Origin of the sequence: Aeromonas sp. QDB62, assembly GCF_027705695.1 — a bacterium.
GTDB classification, from domain to species: domain Bacteria; phylum Pseudomonadota; class Gammaproteobacteria; order Enterobacterales; family Aeromonadaceae; genus Aeromonas; species Aeromonas allosaccharophila.
This window is the reverse complement of sequence record NZ_JAPDCD010000003.1, coordinates 147,402-164,503: the sequence shown is the minus strand read 5'-3', so window position 1 is coordinate 164,503 and position 17,102 is coordinate 147,402. Positions and strand designations below refer to the sequence as shown.

The 17,102-nt window shown below is 61.8% G+C and carries 15 protein-coding genes; 4 read left to right on the top strand and 11 right to left on the bottom strand.

What is annotated here, in order from left to right; translation table 11 throughout:
• Positions 1 to 52: 52 nt before the first annotated feature.
• From pepE to OKC27_RS02730, 8 genes are all read right to left on the bottom strand, one after another.
• Entirely contained in the window at positions 53 to 778 is a 726-nt protein-coding gene (gene pepE / locus OKC27_RS02765; protein WP_182938122.1) for a dipeptidase PepE, read from the bottom strand.
• Positions 779 to 1,028: 250 nt separating this feature from the next.
• On the bottom strand, positions 1,029 to 2,837 hold the full coding sequence (locus tag OKC27_RS02760; RefSeq protein ID WP_033114626.1) for a carbon starvation CstA family protein: 1,809 nt from the start codon (positions 2,835 to 2,837) through the stop codon (positions 1,029 to 1,031).
• Positions 2,838 to 3,053: 216 nt separating this feature from the next.
• Complete coding sequence (btsR, locus tag OKC27_RS02755; protein ID WP_182938121.1) at positions 3,054 to 3,791, bottom strand: two-component system response regulator BtsR; 738 nt, start codon at positions 3,789 to 3,791, stop codon at positions 3,054 to 3,056.
• Positions 3,785 to 5,479, bottom strand: a complete 1,695-nt coding sequence (locus OKC27_RS02750) for a sensor histidine kinase (protein ID WP_182938120.1) — start codon at positions 5,477 to 5,479, stop codon at positions 3,785 to 3,787. Before OKC27_RS02750 ends, btsR begins: the two co-directional genes overlap by 7 nt.
• Positions 5,480 to 5,725: 246 nt before the next feature.
• Entirely contained in the window at positions 5,726 to 7,087 is a 1,362-nt protein-coding gene (locus OKC27_RS02745; RefSeq protein ID WP_075114035.1) for an endonuclease/exonuclease/phosphatase family protein, read from the bottom strand.
• A gap of 229 nt (positions 7,088 to 7,316) precedes the next feature.
• Complete coding sequence (locus OKC27_RS02740) at positions 7,317 to 8,141, bottom strand: heme ABC transporter ATP-binding protein (RefSeq protein WP_182938118.1); 825 nt, start codon at positions 8,139 to 8,141, stop codon at positions 7,317 to 7,319.
• 11 nt (positions 8,142 to 8,152) lie between these two features.
• A complete protein-coding gene (locus OKC27_RS02735; protein ID WP_075114037.1) occupies positions 8,153 to 9,184 on the bottom strand; it encodes a FecCD family ABC transporter permease in 1,032 nt (343 codons plus the stop codon).
• The gene (locus tag OKC27_RS02730) at positions 9,181 to 10,032 is read right to left on the bottom strand and encodes a heme/hemin ABC transporter substrate-binding protein (RefSeq protein WP_270805918.1); all 852 of its coding nucleotides are present in this window, start codon (positions 10,030 to 10,032) and stop codon (positions 9,181 to 9,183) included. Before OKC27_RS02730 ends, OKC27_RS02735 begins: the two co-directional genes overlap by 4 nt.
• A 170-nt stretch (positions 10,033 to 10,202) precedes the next feature.
• Here OKC27_RS02730 and hutX point away from each other — a divergent pair, with 170 nt between their 5' ends.
• Positions 10,203 to 10,715: a heme utilization cystosolic carrier protein HutX gene (gene hutX, locus OKC27_RS02725; protein WP_075114039.1), complete on the top strand. Its 513-nt coding sequence runs from the start codon at positions 10,203 to 10,205 to the stop codon at positions 10,713 to 10,715.
• On the top strand, positions 10,712 to 11,269 hold the full coding sequence (gene hutZ / locus OKC27_RS02720; protein WP_075114040.1) for a heme utilization protein HutZ: 558 nt from the start codon (positions 10,712 to 10,714) through the stop codon (positions 11,267 to 11,269). Before hutX ends, hutZ begins: the two co-directional genes overlap by 4 nt.
• Before the next feature lie 86 nt (positions 11,270 to 11,355).
• On the opposite strand, the gene OKC27_RS02715 is transcribed toward hutZ, so the two are convergent.
• Genes OKC27_RS02715 through OKC27_RS02705 form a run of 3 tightly spaced genes read right to left on the bottom strand, consistent with a single transcriptional unit; the run spans position 11,356 to position 13,329 of the window.
• Positions 11,356 to 11,739, bottom strand: coding sequence for a hypothetical protein (locus OKC27_RS02715; RefSeq protein WP_042658522.1), 384 nt, complete (start codon positions 11,737 to 11,739; stop codon positions 11,356 to 11,358).
• A gap of 37 nt (positions 11,740 to 11,776) precedes the next feature.
• Positions 11,777 to 12,331, bottom strand: a complete 555-nt coding sequence (locus OKC27_RS02710) for a cysteine hydrolase family protein (protein ID WP_042658523.1) — start codon at positions 12,329 to 12,331, stop codon at positions 11,777 to 11,779.
• A 26-nt stretch (positions 12,332 to 12,357) separates the two neighbouring features.
• On the bottom strand, positions 12,358 to 13,329 hold the full coding sequence (locus OKC27_RS02705; protein ID WP_042658524.1) for a ChaN family lipoprotein: 972 nt from the start codon (positions 13,327 to 13,329) through the stop codon (positions 12,358 to 12,360).
• A 194-nt stretch (positions 13,330 to 13,523) separates the two neighbouring features.
• On the opposite strand from OKC27_RS02705, the gene OKC27_RS02700 reads away from it, so the two are divergent.
• Together OKC27_RS02700 and OKC27_RS02695 are read left to right on the top strand one after the other, a co-directional pair.
• Entirely contained in the window at positions 13,524 to 15,629 is a 2,106-nt protein-coding gene (locus OKC27_RS02700) for a TonB-dependent hemoglobin/transferrin/lactoferrin family receptor (protein ID WP_182938117.1), read from the top strand.
• Positions 15,630 to 15,919: 290 nt separating this feature from the next.
• Positions 15,920 to 17,074 carry a 3-phenylpropionate MFS transporter gene (locus tag OKC27_RS02695; RefSeq protein ID WP_111805191.1) on the top strand — a complete coding sequence of 385 codons (1,155 nt, stop codon included), beginning with the start codon at positions 15,920 to 15,922 and terminating at the stop codon, positions 17,072 to 17,074.
• Positions 17,075 to 17,102 lie beyond the last annotated feature (28 nt).

The window sequence follows — 17,102 nt, the reverse complement described above, 5'->3', positions numbered from 1 at the left end:
CATCCCTCTGTCGTTTCTACGGTGTTGTGAGTGACCCGTTTGCCGGTGGCGCTCAGCGCACCTTGAACGGCGTCAGCTCGGCCAGCGGGCTCGCGTCCATAAAGGCTTGCGGCTCCTGACCGTGTTTGAAGATCTTGAAGTCCTGATCGCGGGCGCTCCAGTACTCAACGGTATCGCCGCTGATCTGAAGCAGGCTCGCTTCGCGCAGGGCTACGACGTATTCGCTCTGGTTGATGGCACAGAATTCGGCCAGACGCTCGTCGCGAGTCTCGCCCATGTGGCCGCTGATGCTGGCATCCAGATAGTGCGGGTTGATCTGCAGCGGGAACAGCCCCAGCGCAGGCAGCACGGCGGCGTTGCAGACCGGCATGTCGTTGGTGGTACGGATGCTCGGGGTCGCCACGTTGCAACCGGCGCTCCAGCCCACATAGGGGACGCCCCGTTCGCGTACGGCACGCTGGATCGGCACGACGAGGCCATTTTCATGCAGCAGCTGATTCAGGCGCCAGGTGTTGCCACCGCTGATAAAGATGGCGTCGGCCTGATTGATGGCATCGACCGGATCGTCGAAGTGGTGAATGCTGATGGTCTCGATCCCGAGGCTCTCGGTGAGATCATTGGCGCGGGCATCCCAGTCGCTGCGGATCACCGCATAGGGGATGAGCAGAATGCGCTTGACCGGTTTGCGGGCCAGCAGGCTCTGCACCCGGTCGCGGGCCCAGCCGAGCAGACCCGGAAATTCGTTGGCTTTACCATTGCTAAGCAGAAGCAGTTCCATCAATACGTCCTCAAAAAGTGAAAGCGGAGGAGGGAGGGCCACCGGATCCGCCGTGCGGCCGGATGGCAAGAGGAGGCATGCTACCACCATTGGCGCGGCGGTTCTGTGATCAGGGGGTCCATTCAACGGCTATGGATGGATAACTCAATGCCAAACGGTGGATTAATGAGCCGTGGTCAACTCGCCAGCCAGCACCAATAAAAAGACCCCGCTGCAGCGGGGTCATGTCAGGGCTAAAGCAACTTGCACATCAGGAGGCGGTCGCTTCCACCACCTTGTAGGAGGGCTGCTGGCGCAGCTTCCACAGCTCGCTCCATTTGCGCAGGGCGGAGAGCAGGATCAGCATCCCCAGCACCAGCATGATGAGGGAAATGATGCCGTTCATCGGGTTGTAACCCTTGGCAGCGGCGTTGAAGTAGACGTTGCTCATCATCCAGTAACCGGCGTAGTTGACGGTGACGAACAGGTAGGCCAGCGGAATGAGGCAGGTCAGCATGTAGCGGCGCTTGCTGGCCAGCCGCAAGATGATGGTGGCACCGATAATCAGGCCCACCGAGGCCATCAGCTGGTTCGAGACCCCGAACAGCGCCCACACCGAGCCGATATCGCCGGACATCAGCAGATACCCCCACATCACGCAGGCGAGCACGCTGGCCCCGATGGCGCCCGGCATCCAGTCGATGCGCTTGAGGGGCGGGTAGAACTCGCCGAAGAAGTCCTGGATCAGGTAGCGGGAGACCCGGGTGCCGGAGTCGACGGCAGTCAGGATGAACACCGCTTCAAACATCACCACGAACTGGAAGAAGTAGGAGGCGAGGTTACTGAACCAGGGCACCTTGGTGAAAATGTAGGACATGCCCACCGCCAGGGTAACGGCGCCGCCGGTGCGACCGTTCAGATCCATGCCGATCTCCTGGGAGAGGAACGGCAGATCCACCACCTGCATCCCCAGTTTGGCGAAGGCTTCCGGGGTGGCGTTGATGGCGAAGTAGTCGGCCGGGTGCAGGGCGGTGGCGGCGATCAGTGCCATCACGCCTACCACGCACTCGGCCAGCATGGCACCGAAGGCGACCGGCAGGATGTCGTTCCACTTGTCCACCAGTTTCGGGGTGGTGCCTGAGCCGATAAAGGCGTGGAAGCCGGAGATGGCGCCACAGGCGATGGTGATGGAGATGAAGGGCCAGACCGGGCCGCCCAGTACCGGGCCGCCGCCGTGGACAAACTGGGTCATGGCGGGGAACTGGATCTCCGGGTTGATGCAGATCACGCCGATCACCAGTGCACCAAATACACCGATCTTCATAAAGCTGGAGATGTAGCCGCGCGGGGTGAGCAGCAGCCAGACCGGCAGCGCGGTGGCGAAGAAGGCGTAGATGGGCAGCGCCAGACTGATGGTCTCGGCACGCAGGGTCAGCCAGGCACCGAAGGCGCTCTCCTGCACGTAGGGGCCGAAGAAGACGCAGGCCAGCACGGCGGCAAACCCGACCCAGGAGGCGGCTTGCAGGTTGCCGGTCAGCTTGTGCCAGATCCCCACCACCATGGAGATGGGGATGGTCATGAACACCGCGAACACGCCCCAGGCGTTACGTTCCAGCGCGTGTACCACCACCATGGAGAGACCCGCCATGGTGATGGTGATGATGAACAGCATCGCGAGACCCGTGCACCAGCCTGCGATGGGGCCGAGCTCGGCCTTCGCCACCTCGGAGAGGGACTTGCCCTGATGCTTCATGGAGGCGAACAGCACGACGGTGTCGTGCACCGCGCCGCCTATAACGCAGCCGATCAGCAGCCAGAGAAAGCTCGGCAGGTAGCCGTACTGGGCCGCCAGAACCGGGCCAACCAGCGGGCCGGCGGCGGCGATGGCGGCAAAGTGCTGTCCGAAGTTGACCCACTTGTTGGTCGGCACATAGTTCTTGCCATCTTCCAGCTGGTGGGAGGGGGTGACCAGTTTGTCGTCAGCCTGCAGCACCTTGCGCACAAAGAACACGCCGTAGAGGCGATATGCAATGGCGAGGATGCAGAGGGCCGCAATGACAAAAGTGATTGCGTGTTGCATGGGGAGTTTCCTTTTCCTGTGGCCAGTCTGGCCGGGCTCAGGCTGCACTCTACTCATGCGGTGGGGAAAGGGGAGCGAAGAAAAGGTCAGTGGCCGGGTTCTGCCCGCGAGTGGCAGAAAAGCGACCCCGAGTGGTTTGACGGGAGTGCCGACGGTCGTGGTCAGCGGGTAAGTGGTCGCTGGCAGAGCAGGAGCGGGATGACGCGTCCCGCCCCATCAGGGGATATCGAGCAGCTCCTTGAGGGGTTTGAGGTAGCGGCGGCTCACCGGCACCTTGTGGCCGCCCTGAGTCACCACCTCCGCCAGCCCGCCGTCTAGCAGCAGGATTTCGCGGATCTGCCCCGGGTTGAGCAGGTACTGACGGTGGCAGCGCACGAAGCCGGTTTTCTCTTCCAGGGTGCGCAGGGTCAGCTCGGTGGTGCCCTGCTGCTGGCCGCTGATCACCCGGTTGCCGGTGAGATCGCTGTGGATGAACTCCACCTCGCCAAGGGGCAGCAGCAGAATGCGGTTGTGGCCGCTGCAGGGGATGCTGCGCAGGGGCTGGGCGATGCGGGTCGGATCCGGCAGCGGCTGGCCCGCCAGCTCACCTTTTGGAGAGAGCAACCGGTGGATGCGCTCCAGCGCCTTGTTCATCCGCTCTGCCGTGACCGGCTTGAGCAGGTAGTCGAGGGCATTCTCCTCGAACGCGCGCAGGGCAAACTCGTCGTAGGCGGTGATGAAGACGATGTGGGGGCGCAAGTCCGGGTCCAGCATGCTCACCAGCTCCAGCCCGTTGATGCGCGGCATCTGGATGTCGAGAAACAGCAGGTCGGGTTTGAGGCGATGGATGGCGGGCAGTGCCTCCATGGCGTGGGCGCACTCTCCCAGCAGGCGAATATTGCCCGCCTGCTCCAGCAACAGGCGCAGCTCCTCGCGGGCGAGGGGTTCATCGTCAACGATCAGGGCGGTCAGCATGGGCTCTCCTGCAGGGGAAGGGTGATCCTCACCCGGGTTGATTGATGGGGGATGCAGTCGATGGCGACCCCGTATTCGGCGCCGTAACGGGCCTTGATGCGCCGATCCACGATGTGCATGCCAAGGCCGCTCCCCTCCTGCTTCGTCTGATAGAGCCCGGCGTTGTCGCACACCTCCAGCACCACCCGCTGGGCCTCAACCCGGGCGGTCAGGGTAAGCAGGCCGGGTTCGAACATCTGGGATATGCCGTGCTTGACCGCGTTCTCGACGATGGGTTGCAGGGAGAAGGTGGGCAGCCGGTACTCCAGCAGCGACTCGGGAATATGGATCTGCACGCTCAGGTGCTCGGCGAAGCGGGCCTGCTCGATGTGCAGATAGGCGTTCACATGCTCCAGCTCGTCGGCCAGGGTAACCTCGTCCCCTTGCCGTTTGAGGTTCTTGCGAAAGAAGGTGGATAGGTTGTGTACCAGGGTGCGGGCGCTCTCGGGATCGCGCCGGATCACCGCCGACAGGGTATTGAGGGCGTTGAACAGGAAGTGCGGATTGATCTGTGCCTGCAACAGCTTGATCTCCGACTGGGCCAACAGCCGTTTCTGCTCGTTGTATTTGCCCGCCAGGATCTGGCCGGAGAGCAACCGGGCGATCCCTTCCCCCAGGGTGCGGTTGATGGAGGAGAAGAACTTGCGCTTGGGCTCGTAGAGCTTGATGGTGCCCACCACGGATCCCTCTTCCCCCCGCAGCGGAATGACCAGCGAGGAGCCGAGCTTGCAGCCTGGGTGGATGGTGCAGCTGTAGGGGATGAGGTTGCCATCGGCATAGACCACCTCGTTGTGCTGGATCGCCTTGAAAGTGTGCTGAGAGTTGATGGCGGTGCCTGGCAGGTGGTGATCCTCGCCGATGCCGATAAAGGCGAGCAGCTTCTCCCGATCGGTGATGGCCACCGCGCCCACCCCGGTCTCCTCGTAGAGAATGCGCGCCATCTGCTGGCACGCCTCCTGAGTGAAGCCCTTGTCCAGCACCCGCATCGCCCGCTCGGCGATCTTGAGGGCGCGGGCGGAGAAGGCAACCGAGTATTTCTCCAGCATGGCGCGGTGATCGAGGATCATCCGCATGAACATGGCGGCCCCCAGGGTATTGGCCACCAGCATGGGGGCGATGATGTTCTCGATAAGGTGGACGGCGTCGTCGAGAGGGCGGGCCACCAGCAATATGATCCCCATCTGCATCAGCTCGGCGACCAGGGCCACCGACCCAACCACCCAGGGGCTGAACAGCAGATCGAGCCGGTGGCGGGCGACGAAGTGGCGGTGTACCAGCCCGCCGAGCAGCCCTTCGGCGATGGTGGAGAAGGTGCAGGCGAGCGCGGTAAAGCCCCCCAGCGAATAGCGATGGATGCCGCCGGTCAGCCCCACCAGCAGTCCCACGGCCGGGCCGCCGACGATGCCCCCCAGCACGGCGCCGATGGCGCGGGTATTGGCGATGGAGTCCTCGACCCTCAGGCCAAAGTAGGTGCCCATGACGCAGAAGCCGGAGAAGATGAGGTAGCAGAGGATCTTGTGGGGCCAGCTCAGGGTCACCTGAGTCAGCGGCATGAACAGCGGCGTCTTGGAGAGCAGCCAGGCGATCACCAGATAGACGCAGAGCTGCTGGAACAGCGAGATCACCAGAGTGAATTGTTCAAACGCCACGGCTCGTTGCCCCGGTAATGGTTGGTCATTTAATGGACGCGGAGTATTAGCAAACCCCATACCCCCTTGCAAGGCAGGGTTATCGGAATGGTGGCGCAGCGCACGATTTGCCGAATCGCCTGACGCCGTGGCGGGCGGTAACTGTCTGGTTACTCAGCATGGTGCTTGAGCCTGCGACAGACGTGGCGATATTGCGGCAACAAAAAGGGGACCAAGAGGCCCCCGAATTGATGGTCAGTGGGTGGCTCAATCGAGTTTGAGATCGACCCAGACCATGCGGTGATCCGAACTGACTCCCTTGGCGATGCCGAGTTTCGCATCATAGACTAGGTGATAACCGGCCTCGAAGCTGGCAGGCCAGAAGACGCCGCTCTTGACCGCGTTGAGGTTGGCAGAGGGGATGACGTGATCCAGCTGCAGTACGCTGGAGTTGGTGATGCGCTCCGGGTTGGGACGATCAAGGTTGCGCTTGCAGTCGGCCCCCTTGCTGACGCACTCCGGGCCCCCTTCGCTGACCGGGATCAGGGTGCCATTGGTGATGGCCTGATTCATCAGGGCATTGTCCAGCAGCGCCTGAATGGCTGTCAGGTCACCGTCGCCGGTTTGCGGATCGGCGTTGAGATCCCCGGCGATAACGAACTTGGCGTTTTTGGCCAGCCCACCCTTGGTGCCCTTGTCATCGGTCATGTAGTTGAGACCCTTGACGTAGTCGTTCCAGAAGGCGATCTCGGCACGGTTGTGCTTGACGGTATGGCGTGCCGCGTTGGCAAAGATCGGCGGCGTCGGGTGGGAGATCAGGAAGTGGATCACCTCTTCACCCTTCTCGGTCTTGATCAGCACCGGCACATCGGCGTGGTTCTTGGAGGAGAGCGGGTACTGCTGCCAGGCTGCATCTGAATACCAGGCGTCGCCACACTGGCGGCTGGCCGGGATCTTGACCTTGGGATTGTTGCAGTCATCGATGATGGGGTTCTTCTCGCCCGGCATATCCTTCCACTTGAAGTGCTGGAAGGTACGGATCTGCTTGGTATCGATCGGATATTTGGACATCACCGCAAAGGCGTACTGGCCGTGGTAGTTGCCAAAGCCCCAGGCATCGTCGGGACCGTTGTTGATATTGCCATCCAGATTGAGGTCATAACCGCTCATCAGGCCGGTGTTGGTGGCGAAGTTCTGCATCACCGGATAGCTGATGGACGTCACCTCCGCGTGCTGGGCGTGGGCCAGATAGTTGTCGTTGAAGGCTTTCAGGTCGGCAGTGCTCTCGCCTTTGCCGTCGTTGTCGAACTCGTTGAGCAGGAACACATCCGGGCGGGTGCGCTGGATGATCTCCGCCACGTTGCGGATCTGCTGCACGTTCTTGGCTTTGGTTTCAGTGGCGCCGCTCAGGCTTCCTTCAGCGAGGCGGGCCAGCAGGGCATCCTGCTCGGTGCGGGTCAGTGCCAGCTCACCGGTCAGCATACCGGCGGCAGTGCGGTCAAAAGAGAGGTTGAAGGTGGCAAAACGAACCATGGGATCAGCTGCCTTTGAGTCGTTGTCGCTGTTGCAGCCAGCCAGCATCCCGAGGGAGATGGCGGCAGCCAGTAGGGTTTTGTTGATATTTTTCATTGTAATTATTCCGTAGCATCAATGAGTTATGCCTTCTGTGAGGCGGCGCCATTATAAGTAGACGGTGATGCTGCGGGGGTTTTGCCTGAGCAAAGTGTGAGGATATTCACACCACATATCTGGCGATGATGAATTTTAATGCAGTTTGAGGGGCGGGACGCAGGCAAATAGCAGGCAAATAGATGCAGGCAAATAAAAGCGTTTGTCTTCGCGTGCGGCGGCCCCTCCTTCACACCACCATCGGCAGGCCGCTCTCGGGGTGGTGGATCACCTGGGCCGGATAGTCATAGAGACGGGCAATCAGCTCAGGGGTGAGCACCTCGGCAGGTGTGCCATCGGCCATCAGCTTGCCCCGTTCCAGCATCACCAGCCGATCGGCATAGCGCGCCGCCAGATTGAGGTCGTGCAGCACCACCAGCACCGCGGTATTGCGGCTGGCCAGGGCGCGCGCCATGGTGAGCAGCTGATGCTGGTATTTCAGATCCAGCGCCGAGGTGGGCTCGTCGAGCAGCAGCAAGCGGGGTTGCTCGGCCTGCTCGGTCGGGGAAGGTGCCTGCCAGATCTGCGCCAGTACCCGGGCAAACTGCACCCGCTGCCGCTCGCCGCCGGAGAGCCCCGGATAGAGCCGTTTGGCCAGATGCTCGACTCCGGCATGGGTCATGGCCGCCGCCACTATCTCGTCACGCCGCGCCGCCGGTTCACTGTGGGGCAGGCGCCCCATGGCGACAACTTCCTCGCAGAGAAAGGGGAAGTTGAGTGAGGAGCTTTGCGGCAATACCCCGAGTCGGTGGGCCAGCTGGCCGCTGTCCCACTGCTGGCGATCCGCGCCAAACAGGGTGATGGAACCCTCATATTCCAGCTCGCCGGTCAGGCACTTGAGCAGCGAGCTCTTGCCCGCCCCGTTGGGGCCGAGCAGGGCGGTGAGGGTGCCGCTCTCGAGACTAAGATCGAGCCCATCCAGGATCTGGCGCTGGCCACGACGCAGGCTGAGCCGGTTGCAGCTCAACAGGGGGGCGGAGAGTGAGGATGAGAGTGCGGATGAGAGTGGTTGCATAACAGTCCGTATCACAGGGCGCGGCGGCCTTTTACCAGCAGCCAGATGAAGAAGGGGGCGCCGAGCAGGGCAGTGATGATGCCCACCGGCAGCTCGGCCGGGGCCAGCAGGGTACGCGCCAGCATATCGGCCGCCAGCAGCAGGGCAGCGCCAAGCAGAGCCGAGAGTGGCAGCAACCGGACATGGTTGGGGCCCGCCAGCAGGCGCACCAGATGGGGCACCACCAGCCCGACGAAGCCGATCATCCCCGATACCGCCACCGCCACTCCGACGCCCGCTGCGGTGAGCAGAATAAGGCGGCGTTTGAGGGACTGCACATTGACCCCCAGATGGCGGGCCTCCCCCTCACCCAGCAGCAGGGCGTTGAGGGGATTGGCATCGCGCATAAAGAGCCACAGCAGCGCCGCCAACGTGAGCAGGGCCAGCGCCACATCGGCCGGTTTGCCTGCTGCCAGCGTTCCCATCTGCCACAGGCTCAGGTTGCGCAGCATCTGATCGTCGGCCAGATAGGTGAGCAGGCCGATCACCGCGCCGGAGAGCGCCGTGATGGCGACCCCGGCCAGCAGCATGACGGTGACCGAGGTGCCCCCCTCACGGGTGCCGAGCAGATAGACCAGGGTGGTGGTGAGGGCGCCGCCGAGAAAGGCGAGCAGCGGCAGCAGGCCAATCCCGATGGTGGTTTGCAACTGCTGACCGAGTGGTGCCAGCAGCACGATGGCGAGCGCAGCGCCGAGCGCCGCACCGCCGGAGACCCCTATGATGCCGGGGTCGGCCAGGGGGTTGCGAAACAGCCCCTGCATCACGGCACCACAGAGCCCGAGGATCCCGCCCACGGCGATGCAGAGCAGGGTACGAGGCAGCCGGATTTCCTGCACTATCAATAATTTGTGCGACTCAATCCCGCTCTCCTGCCCGGCAAACAGCGCCCGCAGACTCTCGCCCAGAGTGAGCGCCATGGGGCCGGTTGCCAGCGAACCGAGCAGCAACAACGCCAGTGCGGCCGTGGTGAAGGCCAGCAGCCAGGAGAGGGGCAAGCGCATCATGACCCCTGCTTGATCCACTGGGCGATCTGGTTCGCCTGTTGCAGGGAGTTGAGGCTCAGGCCCCCTTGCAGGGCGTGACCGTCGATGGCGTGAATGGCGTTGCGCTTGCCCGCCGGGGTGGCGGCCTGTGCGGGCACTTCTGCCAGCACCGTGGCCGGATCGGCATATTGCTGCCAGTCACGACCGCTGACCAGCACCAGATCGGGTTGCATCTCGATGAGGGATTCGGCGGATACCGGCTTGTAGTTGCGCAACTCGGCGACCGGATTGATGCCACCCGCCAGCGAGACCAGCGCGCTGGCGGTGGTGTCACCTCCGGCGATGCTGGTGGGTTGCCCCTTGTGCAGCAGCAGGAAGGCGACCTTGAGCGGTTTGTTCTGTTTGGCTTGCGCCGCCAGCTGAGCGGTCTGGGCCTGGATCTCTGCCTTCAGGCGATCGCCAGCGGCTTTATCGCCCAGCAGGCTGGCGAGGGTGTCGATACGCTGGTTGAGGTTGGCGAGGGTCGGTGCGGTAGCCAGCACCTCCACCTTGACCCCGGCACGGCGCAGCTGATCCAGGGTCGGGGCTGGGCCCATCTCGTCGCTGCCCACCAGTCGGGTGGGGGAGAGGCTCAGGATCCCTTCGGCGGCCAGTGCCCGGTGATAGCCCACCTTGGGCAGCCCTTTTGGCAAGGGGCTGCTGACATCGGTGGCGATCAGGCTCGATTCACCACCAAGGGCCAGAATGAGCTCTGTGGTGGCGGGGCCGATACTGACGATACGCTCTTGCTGTCCGTCGGCGGCAACGGCAGAGAAGGGGGACAGTGAACTGCAGAGCAGGGTGATGGCGAGGGCAAGACGACGGCCCATGCTAACCTCCGAAGGGGTGAATGAAACGGGTGTGCCGCCGAGAATATCAAGGCTTTGAAAAAAATGCACTGATAATGATAGCAATTATCAATTGCATTGGTTTCGGTGCTTTATTAGAGTAGCCGCCATGATAAACAGCGGGACAACATGGTCTCGCAGAGGGAGAAAACATGAGCATTGCACAACGCATTCACGCGCTGCTGGAGCAGGATCCCGGCGCTCATCCGTCCACCCTGGCGGCCCAGCTTGCCATCAGCGAATGGGAGGTGGTTCGCCATCTGCCCGCCGAGCTGGTGACCCTGTTGCCCGCCGATCGCGCGCAGGGTCTGCTGGAAGATCTGGCCGACTGGGGCCCGGTGACCACCATCGTCGAATCAGAAGGTTCCATCTTCGAGGTAAAAGCCCCCTTCCCGAAAGGCAAGGATGCACGCGGCTACTACAACCTGATGGGCCGCGACGGTGAGCTGCATGGTCACCTCAAACTCGACAACGTGGCGGGGATTGCGCTGGTCAGCAAGCTGTTCATGGGCAAGGAGGGGCACTCCTTCCAGTTCTTCGCTCACTCCGGCCGCTGCATGTTCAAGGTCTATCTGGGGCGCGACGAGAAACGCCAGCTGCTGGCCGATCAGGTCACCCGTTTCATGGCGCTGCGCCACAACTCTCAAGAGGAAGTCAAAGCATGAGTGAACGTCAGGAGCGTCTGCAGAACCGCCTGCAACCGGAGATCCGCGAGTTTCGCGATAGCTGCCGTACCCTGCAGCTCGCCACCGTCGATGGCGAAGGCAATCCCAACGCCAGCTATGCCCCGTTCGTGCTGCAGGAAGATGGCTACTATGTGCTGATCTCCGAGATCGCCCGCCACGCCCGCAACCTGCAACAGGTGCCCCGGGTATCCCTGATGCTGATCGAAGATGAGATCGGTGCCCGCGAGCTGTTTGCCCGCAAGCGCCTCACCTTCGATGCGGTGGCCGAAGTGGTCGCCCGTGACGACGCTCGCTGGAGCAAGGCGGTCGCGGCGCTGGAAGGGCGTTTTGGCGAGATCATCAAGGGTCTCTCCAACCTCAAGGATTTCAAATTGTTCCGCCTCAAGCCGGAGCAGGGGCTGTTCGTCAAGGGCTTCGGCCAGGCGTTCGCGGTCTCCGGTGACGAGCTGGTGGATTTCGTCCATCTGGTGGAAGGGCACAAGCGCATCGACACCGGTGCTGAGCTCACCAGCCCGGCCGATGCGCCGGTCTGATAATCTCTGTCGACCACGACAGCCGTCATAACAAAAGGGGCAGCCAATTGGCTGCCCCTTTTTATTGCGTTATCTCATCCGCCAGTTCAATCCTGCCAGCTGGCCTTGTTGGGAAAAGCGCGGCGATCGGCGTCGGTGGCCGTTTCGTTGCACTCTCCCCGCACCTTCCAGGAGGTCTGGCTCAGTACGATGTAGCCCTGACGGCAATATTGCTTGGTCGCCAGGGTCTCGGTCAGCAGATTCTCCTGCAACGCCTCCCGCTGCTCCAGCAGCCGCTGGCTCTGGGCCGCCGAGAGACCGCGCGGCAAGGTGTCGTTGGGCGCGGCTTCAAAGGTGAACCGCTTGCTCCCCTCCTCGTTGATGTGGGTCAGAAACAGGGGTTCCGGCCCGTCATACTTCTGGCCGGGCAAGCTGGAGCAGGCCGACAGCAGGGGAACAATCAACAACAGGGTGGCAGACAACTGGCGCACAACAGACTCCGGTGAGAAACGAGGCGAGGCTCGCAGATTAGCACGGCTGCAGGGCGGGTGTTACTGCCAGCAGTTCGTCGGTGGTGAGCAGGGTGACACTGCGCCCCTCCGGCAGGCTGAGGTGGCGCCACATCCAGTGATGGTGCTCGATGATCTGGGGCGCGTTCAGGTGCGGGCGGTCGGCGGTGGTGTGGCCATCGCTCAGCACCAGTACCTCGAAGCCATGAGAAGCGGCACTGCGCACCGTGGTGTCGACGCAAAAATCGGTGGCACAGCCACAGAGAATGAGCCGATCGACCGGTTGCTCGGCCAGCAGGAAGGCGAGCTCGGTGTCGAGAAAGCTGTCACAGGCCGTCTTGCGTACCCGGCTCTCTCCCTTGGCCGGTTGCAGCGCACTGTGCAACTGCCAACCCGGGGTGCCCGGTTCCAGTTCGGTGCCGGGGGGCGAGTCATGCTGGATATAGATGACCCGTCCCTGTTGCTGCCTGACATGGGCCGCCGCCCGGTTGATATTGGCCAGCATTTGTTCCTGGCGGTAACGGGGCTCGTTGAACAAGCCTTGCTGCACATCGATGATCAGTAACACATCCATTTTCTTACCCGCCGTTTCCTTGAAGATTAGGGTTGCAGCCACTGGCTGCAGTCACGACTGCGGGATTGATGCAGCGCGCCCATATCTTGCTTCATCTCGTCACTGTTTTGCCAGCGCTTAGGCAGCGGCATGATGGTTACCTGCACATCGGCTGCGCGATCTGCAACAGAGGTCTCATCTGTACGGGGCACGACCAGCGCCACCTTGAGTGCCGGATTGCGGCTGGCGATGCGACTGGCGAGCCCAAGCCCCCCCTCGACGTGGAAATTGCCGGCGATATGCATGATCTGCTGGCCCGGGTGCTTGGCGAGATAATCCACCATGCTCTCGGCCATGGTGTCGTCCCAGCTGGTCTGGGCGGCGAAGCGGCGGGCGTTGCTGTCGGCATCGCCGTGGTGCATGGAGGCCATAAATTTCTGGCGATAGGGATCATCCCCCAGCGTCAGTTGGCGGGCCAGCTGGCTGCGGCGCGACGCGGGCAACTTGTCGAGCCACTCAGCCCCCTCCTGACCGACACAGCTCACCAGCGGTTTGGGGGCGTTGGCGGCGATCACCGGCATCCGGTGTGCCTTGGCAAATTCCACCAGCGGGCGGTAGTCGCTCGGATAGTTGGGCCAGGCGTTGCCTTCGCGGATCAAGGCCGCTTCACCAATCTGGTCCGCCAGATAGGCATCCAGCGTCTCCTGATCGGCGCGGCTGAACTGCTCCATGGAGAGGGCCAATGGCCGACCGTGCTGCTGACCGGCGGTGTAGAGCCCGCTCAGCAGGCGCGATTGCAACAGATGCACGGCGGGATGGCTGTGCAGCTCGCCCACCAGAATGATGTCGGCGTCGGCAATGCGCGCGATCGCCTGCTCCAGCGTCAGGTCTGCGGCGCCCTCGCTGCTCAGCCGGTAGTCATAAAGCGTCTGCAACTGTGATGACACGGTCGGCTGGGTGGGGGTGGCACAGGCTGCCAACAGCAGCGGCAGGGCGAGCAGGGGAAGTCGTCTCATCATGGGATCTCACGGCAGATATACCCGGATGCCGGTGCATCTCGGGGGGCTAACACAGAATAAGGGCAACACGTGGCGACAGTGTAAAACCAATTTGGTTCAAAACAAAATGAGAATGATTTCGTTTCTTGTTGATCTTTGTCGAGAGCTGGGTAATATGCGGCCTGTTTGATAACAGTTCTCAATAAGGATTCGCTGTGACCCATCATAACGCACTCTCTCTGGTTGCCCTCGCCGTGGCGGCCGGTCTCTCTTCCCAGGTCTTTGCTGCCACCCAGAAGGCGGATGAAGTCGTGGTCGTCAGCGGCTCACGGATGGAGCAAAAACTGGAAGATGTCTCCGGCCCCATCTCGGTGATCACCGCCAAGCAGATTGAAGAGCAGGTCGTCACCAATGTCGCCGACCTGTTCCGCTACGAGCCCGGTGTGACCGTGCTCGGCGGTCAGGGGGATGCCCAGACCTTCGTCATCCGCGGCATGGGTGAAAACCGGGTCAAGGTGGTGCGCGACGGCGTGCGCCAGAACGATGCCTACAGCAAGGGTGGTGTCGGCCAGAGCTACTTTGATACCGACATGATCAAGCAGGTGGAAGTGGCCAAGGGGCCCGCTTCTGCGGCCTACGGCTCCGATGCGTTGGGTGGCGTGATTGCCATCACCACCAAGGATGCCAGCGACTTCCTCAAGGGCAAGGATAGCTATCTGGATGTGACCAGCGGTTACGCCTCCAGCAGCCACCAGAAGATGGCGGGCTTTACCGGCGCCCTGCGCACCGGCGAAGTGGAGAACCTGCTGCGCTACACCTGGCGTGATGGCGGGGTGACCCAGAATTACGACTCCAGCAAGAACGACTTCGACATCGGTACCCACGCCCTGCTGCTCAAGAGCAAGTGGAACCTCTCCGATGAGCAGTTCCTCAAGCTGACCGTCGACTACCTGACCGATGGCGAGGAGCCGGATGCGGTCAAGCTCAACAAGGTGGGGACCGGCACTGCCCGCGTGTTCGATCAGCCCATCACCGACAAGCAGACCGACAACCTCTCGCTGGTGCTGGATCACGGTATCGCACTGAATCAAGGCTGGGCCGATCGGATGGATACCAAGGTCTACTTCGGTCGCACCAAGCAGACGCTGGATCAGTACGCCTCGTCCAAGTATCCGGTCAGCCCCGGCAACCCCTATGTGACCAAAAACTCGCTGGATCACAACGTGTTCGATCAGAAGAACATCGGCGCCCAGTTGCAGTTCCACAAGGCGGTCTCCAATCACCGCCTGGCCTGGGGCGCAGAATACGAGCATACCGACAACGAACGTACCCGTTACAAGGGGCCGACCACTCCTGGTGATTTTGTCGGCTACAACGAGCTGAGCTTCCCGGCTACCACCAGCGAGCGCAGCGCGCTGTGGGCCTTTGACGAGATCAAGTTTGGCGAGCGCTGGGTGCTGACCCCGGGTGCCCGTTATGACTACTACCGGATGACCCCGGACAACGATCCCGCATACACAGGCGATCAGCTGCACAAGTTCTCCGAAGGGGAGTTGTCACCCAAGCTGGGTCTGGTGTTCAAGGCCCACGAGGCGGCCAACCTGTTCGCCCAGTACAGCCACGGTTTCAAGGCCCCCATGTATGACAGCGCCTTCTCCACCCTGAACCATCAGGCTTACGGCTATCGCATCGAGCCCAACCCGAACCTCAATCCGGAGAGCAGCGACGGCATCGATCTCGGCGTACGTGGTAACAGCCACGGCTTTAGCTATGAAGTGGCCAGTTTCTACAACAAGTTCGATGATTTCATCGAGATGGTGGAAGTGGGTCAACAAGGGCGCACCGCCGTCTACCAGTACCAGAACCTGAGCAAGGCGACTACCAAAGGGGTTGAGGCCAAGGCGGATTACTGGCTCAACGATATCGTCAATGTCTGGGGCAACCTCGCCTACATCGAGGGCAAGGATGGGGATGGTAACTACATCAACAGCCTGAGCCCGCTGAACGGCTCGGTCGGTGTGCGTCTGGAACAGTCCCAATGGAACTTCAACACCGCGCTGCGCTTTGCCGACGACATGGACAAGGTGCGCAAGGATGCCAAAGGCAACGATTACGTGAAGAGCGCCGGTTGGGGTGTGGTGGATATGTACGCCCAGTTCAACCCGATGACCGACCTGCAGCTCAACGTCGGGGTATTCAACTTGTTTGACAAGGAGTACACCAGCTACGAGCGCATCGCCGGTCGTGCCGAGGGCTCCGATAACAGCCTGATGACCGAACCGGGCCGCAACCTGAGTGCACGGGTCAAATACGTATTCTAAAGAGCAAACAACAGACGCAGATGATCAAAGGGGCTTCGGCCCCTTTTTTGCGGCCGCCATGTTGTGACGATGGAGCAGGGCAGATGTTTGCCTAAAAAAAGAAACCCGCCATGGGCGGGTGGAAGGATTGCAACACTAACCAGGAGGAGGTGTTATCAGGTAGACCCCGCTTCTTCGGTAATGGTTCAATTTTATTGAAGTTTTTTCGTTTTCTTCGCGGGGTTTCCATCGGGATCTGTGGGGGCTGATGGGTTATCATTCTGCTCCCGTCATCTGGTTGCAGAGGATCTATGCCCGCGTTCTCCTGGTTAGCGCTCTTTTTCGGCGCCTTCTATTTTGTCTACGGCGCTTACTTGCCGTTCTGGTCGCTCTGGCTGGAGGGGGTGGGCGTCAGCGCCGAGATGATTGGTCTCCTGCTGGGGGCGGGGATGGCGATCCGCTTTGCCGGCAACCTGATGGTGATGGGGCAGATCAAGGGGGCGGGCCATCTGCTACCGGTTACCCGATTGCTCTCCCTGCTCAGTCTGCTGGCGTTTCTCGGCTTCTACCTCAGTCATAACCTCTGGTGGCTGGTGGGCTTGACTCTGCTGGCGAACTTTATCTATCCGACCCTGATGCCGGTGGGAGAGGCGCTGGCGACCCGCATGGTGGTGCAGGCCCACCTCGATTACGGCAAGGTGCGGCTGTGCGGTTCCTTTGCCTTTATCGTCGCCTCGACGCTGGTGGGGGCGTTGGTGGGTAACTTCGGTAGCGAGTGGATTTTGCACACTATGGTGGCGGGGCTGGTGCTGATGCTGCTGCTCAGCTGGCTGCCGCTCTATCCGGCGCCACAGGATAGTCAGGGCGAGCGCGCCAAGGCCTCTTTGCTGGCAACCCTGCGCAGCGCCCCGGTGCGCCGTTTTTTGCTGCTGACCGCGCTGCTGCAGGGGAGCCATGCCGCCTATTACGGTTTCAGCGCCATCTACTGGAAGGCGCAAGGGTATAGCGGCACCATCATCGGCTATCTCTGGGCGCTCGGGGTGGTGGCGGAGATCTGCATGTTCGCCGCCGACAAGCGGTTCTTGCAGCGCTTTGGCGCCCAGAGCCTCTTTATCGCCGGTGCCATCGGTTGTGTGGTGCGCTGGGTATTGCTGGGGGCCTCGACCGAGCTATGGGTGCTGGTGTTGGGTCAACTGCTCCACTCGGTCACCTTTGGCATGAGTCATCTCGGGGCGGTGCGTTTCATGACTCGCCAGCTGCCTGCCGAGCAGTTGATCCCGACCCAGGCGCTCTATGCGGCCCTTGGCCTCGGCATGACAGTGGCGGCCCTGATGGCGATTTGTGGCGTACTGTTCGAGCCTATCGGCGGTGGCATCTTCTTCCTGATGGTGCTGGTGGTGTTGCCAGTGTTCTTCCTGCGGCTGCGCCCCTTTGCGCCCTCTGCACAGGAGAGTGCTCCGGCCTGATACAGCTCTGTCTGAATCATCACCTGGA

Coding starts and splice junctions, on each gene's coding strand:
- pepE (WP_182938122.1), bottom strand. CDS start 778: ATGGAACTGCTTCTGCTTAGCAATGGTAAAGCCAACGAATTTCCGGGT.
- OKC27_RS02760 (WP_033114626.1), bottom strand. CDS start 2,837: ATGCAACACGCAATCACTTTTGTCATTGCGGCCCTCTGCATCCTCGCC.
- btsR (WP_182938121.1), bottom strand. CDS start 3,791: ATGCTGACCGCCCTGATCGTTGACGATGAACCCCTCGCCCGCGAGGAG.
- OKC27_RS02745 (WP_075114035.1), bottom strand. CDS start 7,087: ATGAAAAATATCAACAAAACCCTACTGGCTGCCGCCATCTCCCTCGGG.
- OKC27_RS02740 (WP_182938118.1), bottom strand. CDS start 8,141: ATGCAACCACTCTCATCCGCACTCTCATCCTCACTCTCCGCCCCCCTG.
- OKC27_RS02735 (WP_075114037.1), bottom strand. CDS start 9,184: ATGATGCGCTTGCCCCTCTCCTGGCTGCTGGCCTTCACCACGGCCGCA.
- OKC27_RS02730 (WP_270805918.1), bottom strand. CDS start 10,032: ATGGGCCGTCGTCTTGCCCTCGCCATCACCCTGCTCTGCAGTTCACTG.
- hutX (WP_075114039.1), top strand. CDS start 10,203: ATGAGCATTGCACAACGCATTCACGCGCTGCTGGAGCAGGATCCCGGC.
- hutZ (WP_075114040.1), top strand. CDS start 10,712: ATGAGTGAACGTCAGGAGCGTCTGCAGAACCGCCTGCAACCGGAGATC.
- OKC27_RS02710 (WP_042658523.1), bottom strand. CDS start 12,331: ATGGATGTGTTACTGATCATCGATGTGCAGCAAGGCTTGTTCAACGAG.
- OKC27_RS02705 (WP_042658524.1), bottom strand. CDS start 13,329: ATGATGAGACGACTTCCCCTGCTCGCCCTGCCGCTGCTGTTGGCAGCC.
- OKC27_RS02695 (WP_111805191.1), top strand. CDS start 15,920: ATGCCCGCGTTCTCCTGGTTAGCGCTCTTTTTCGGCGCCTTCTATTTT.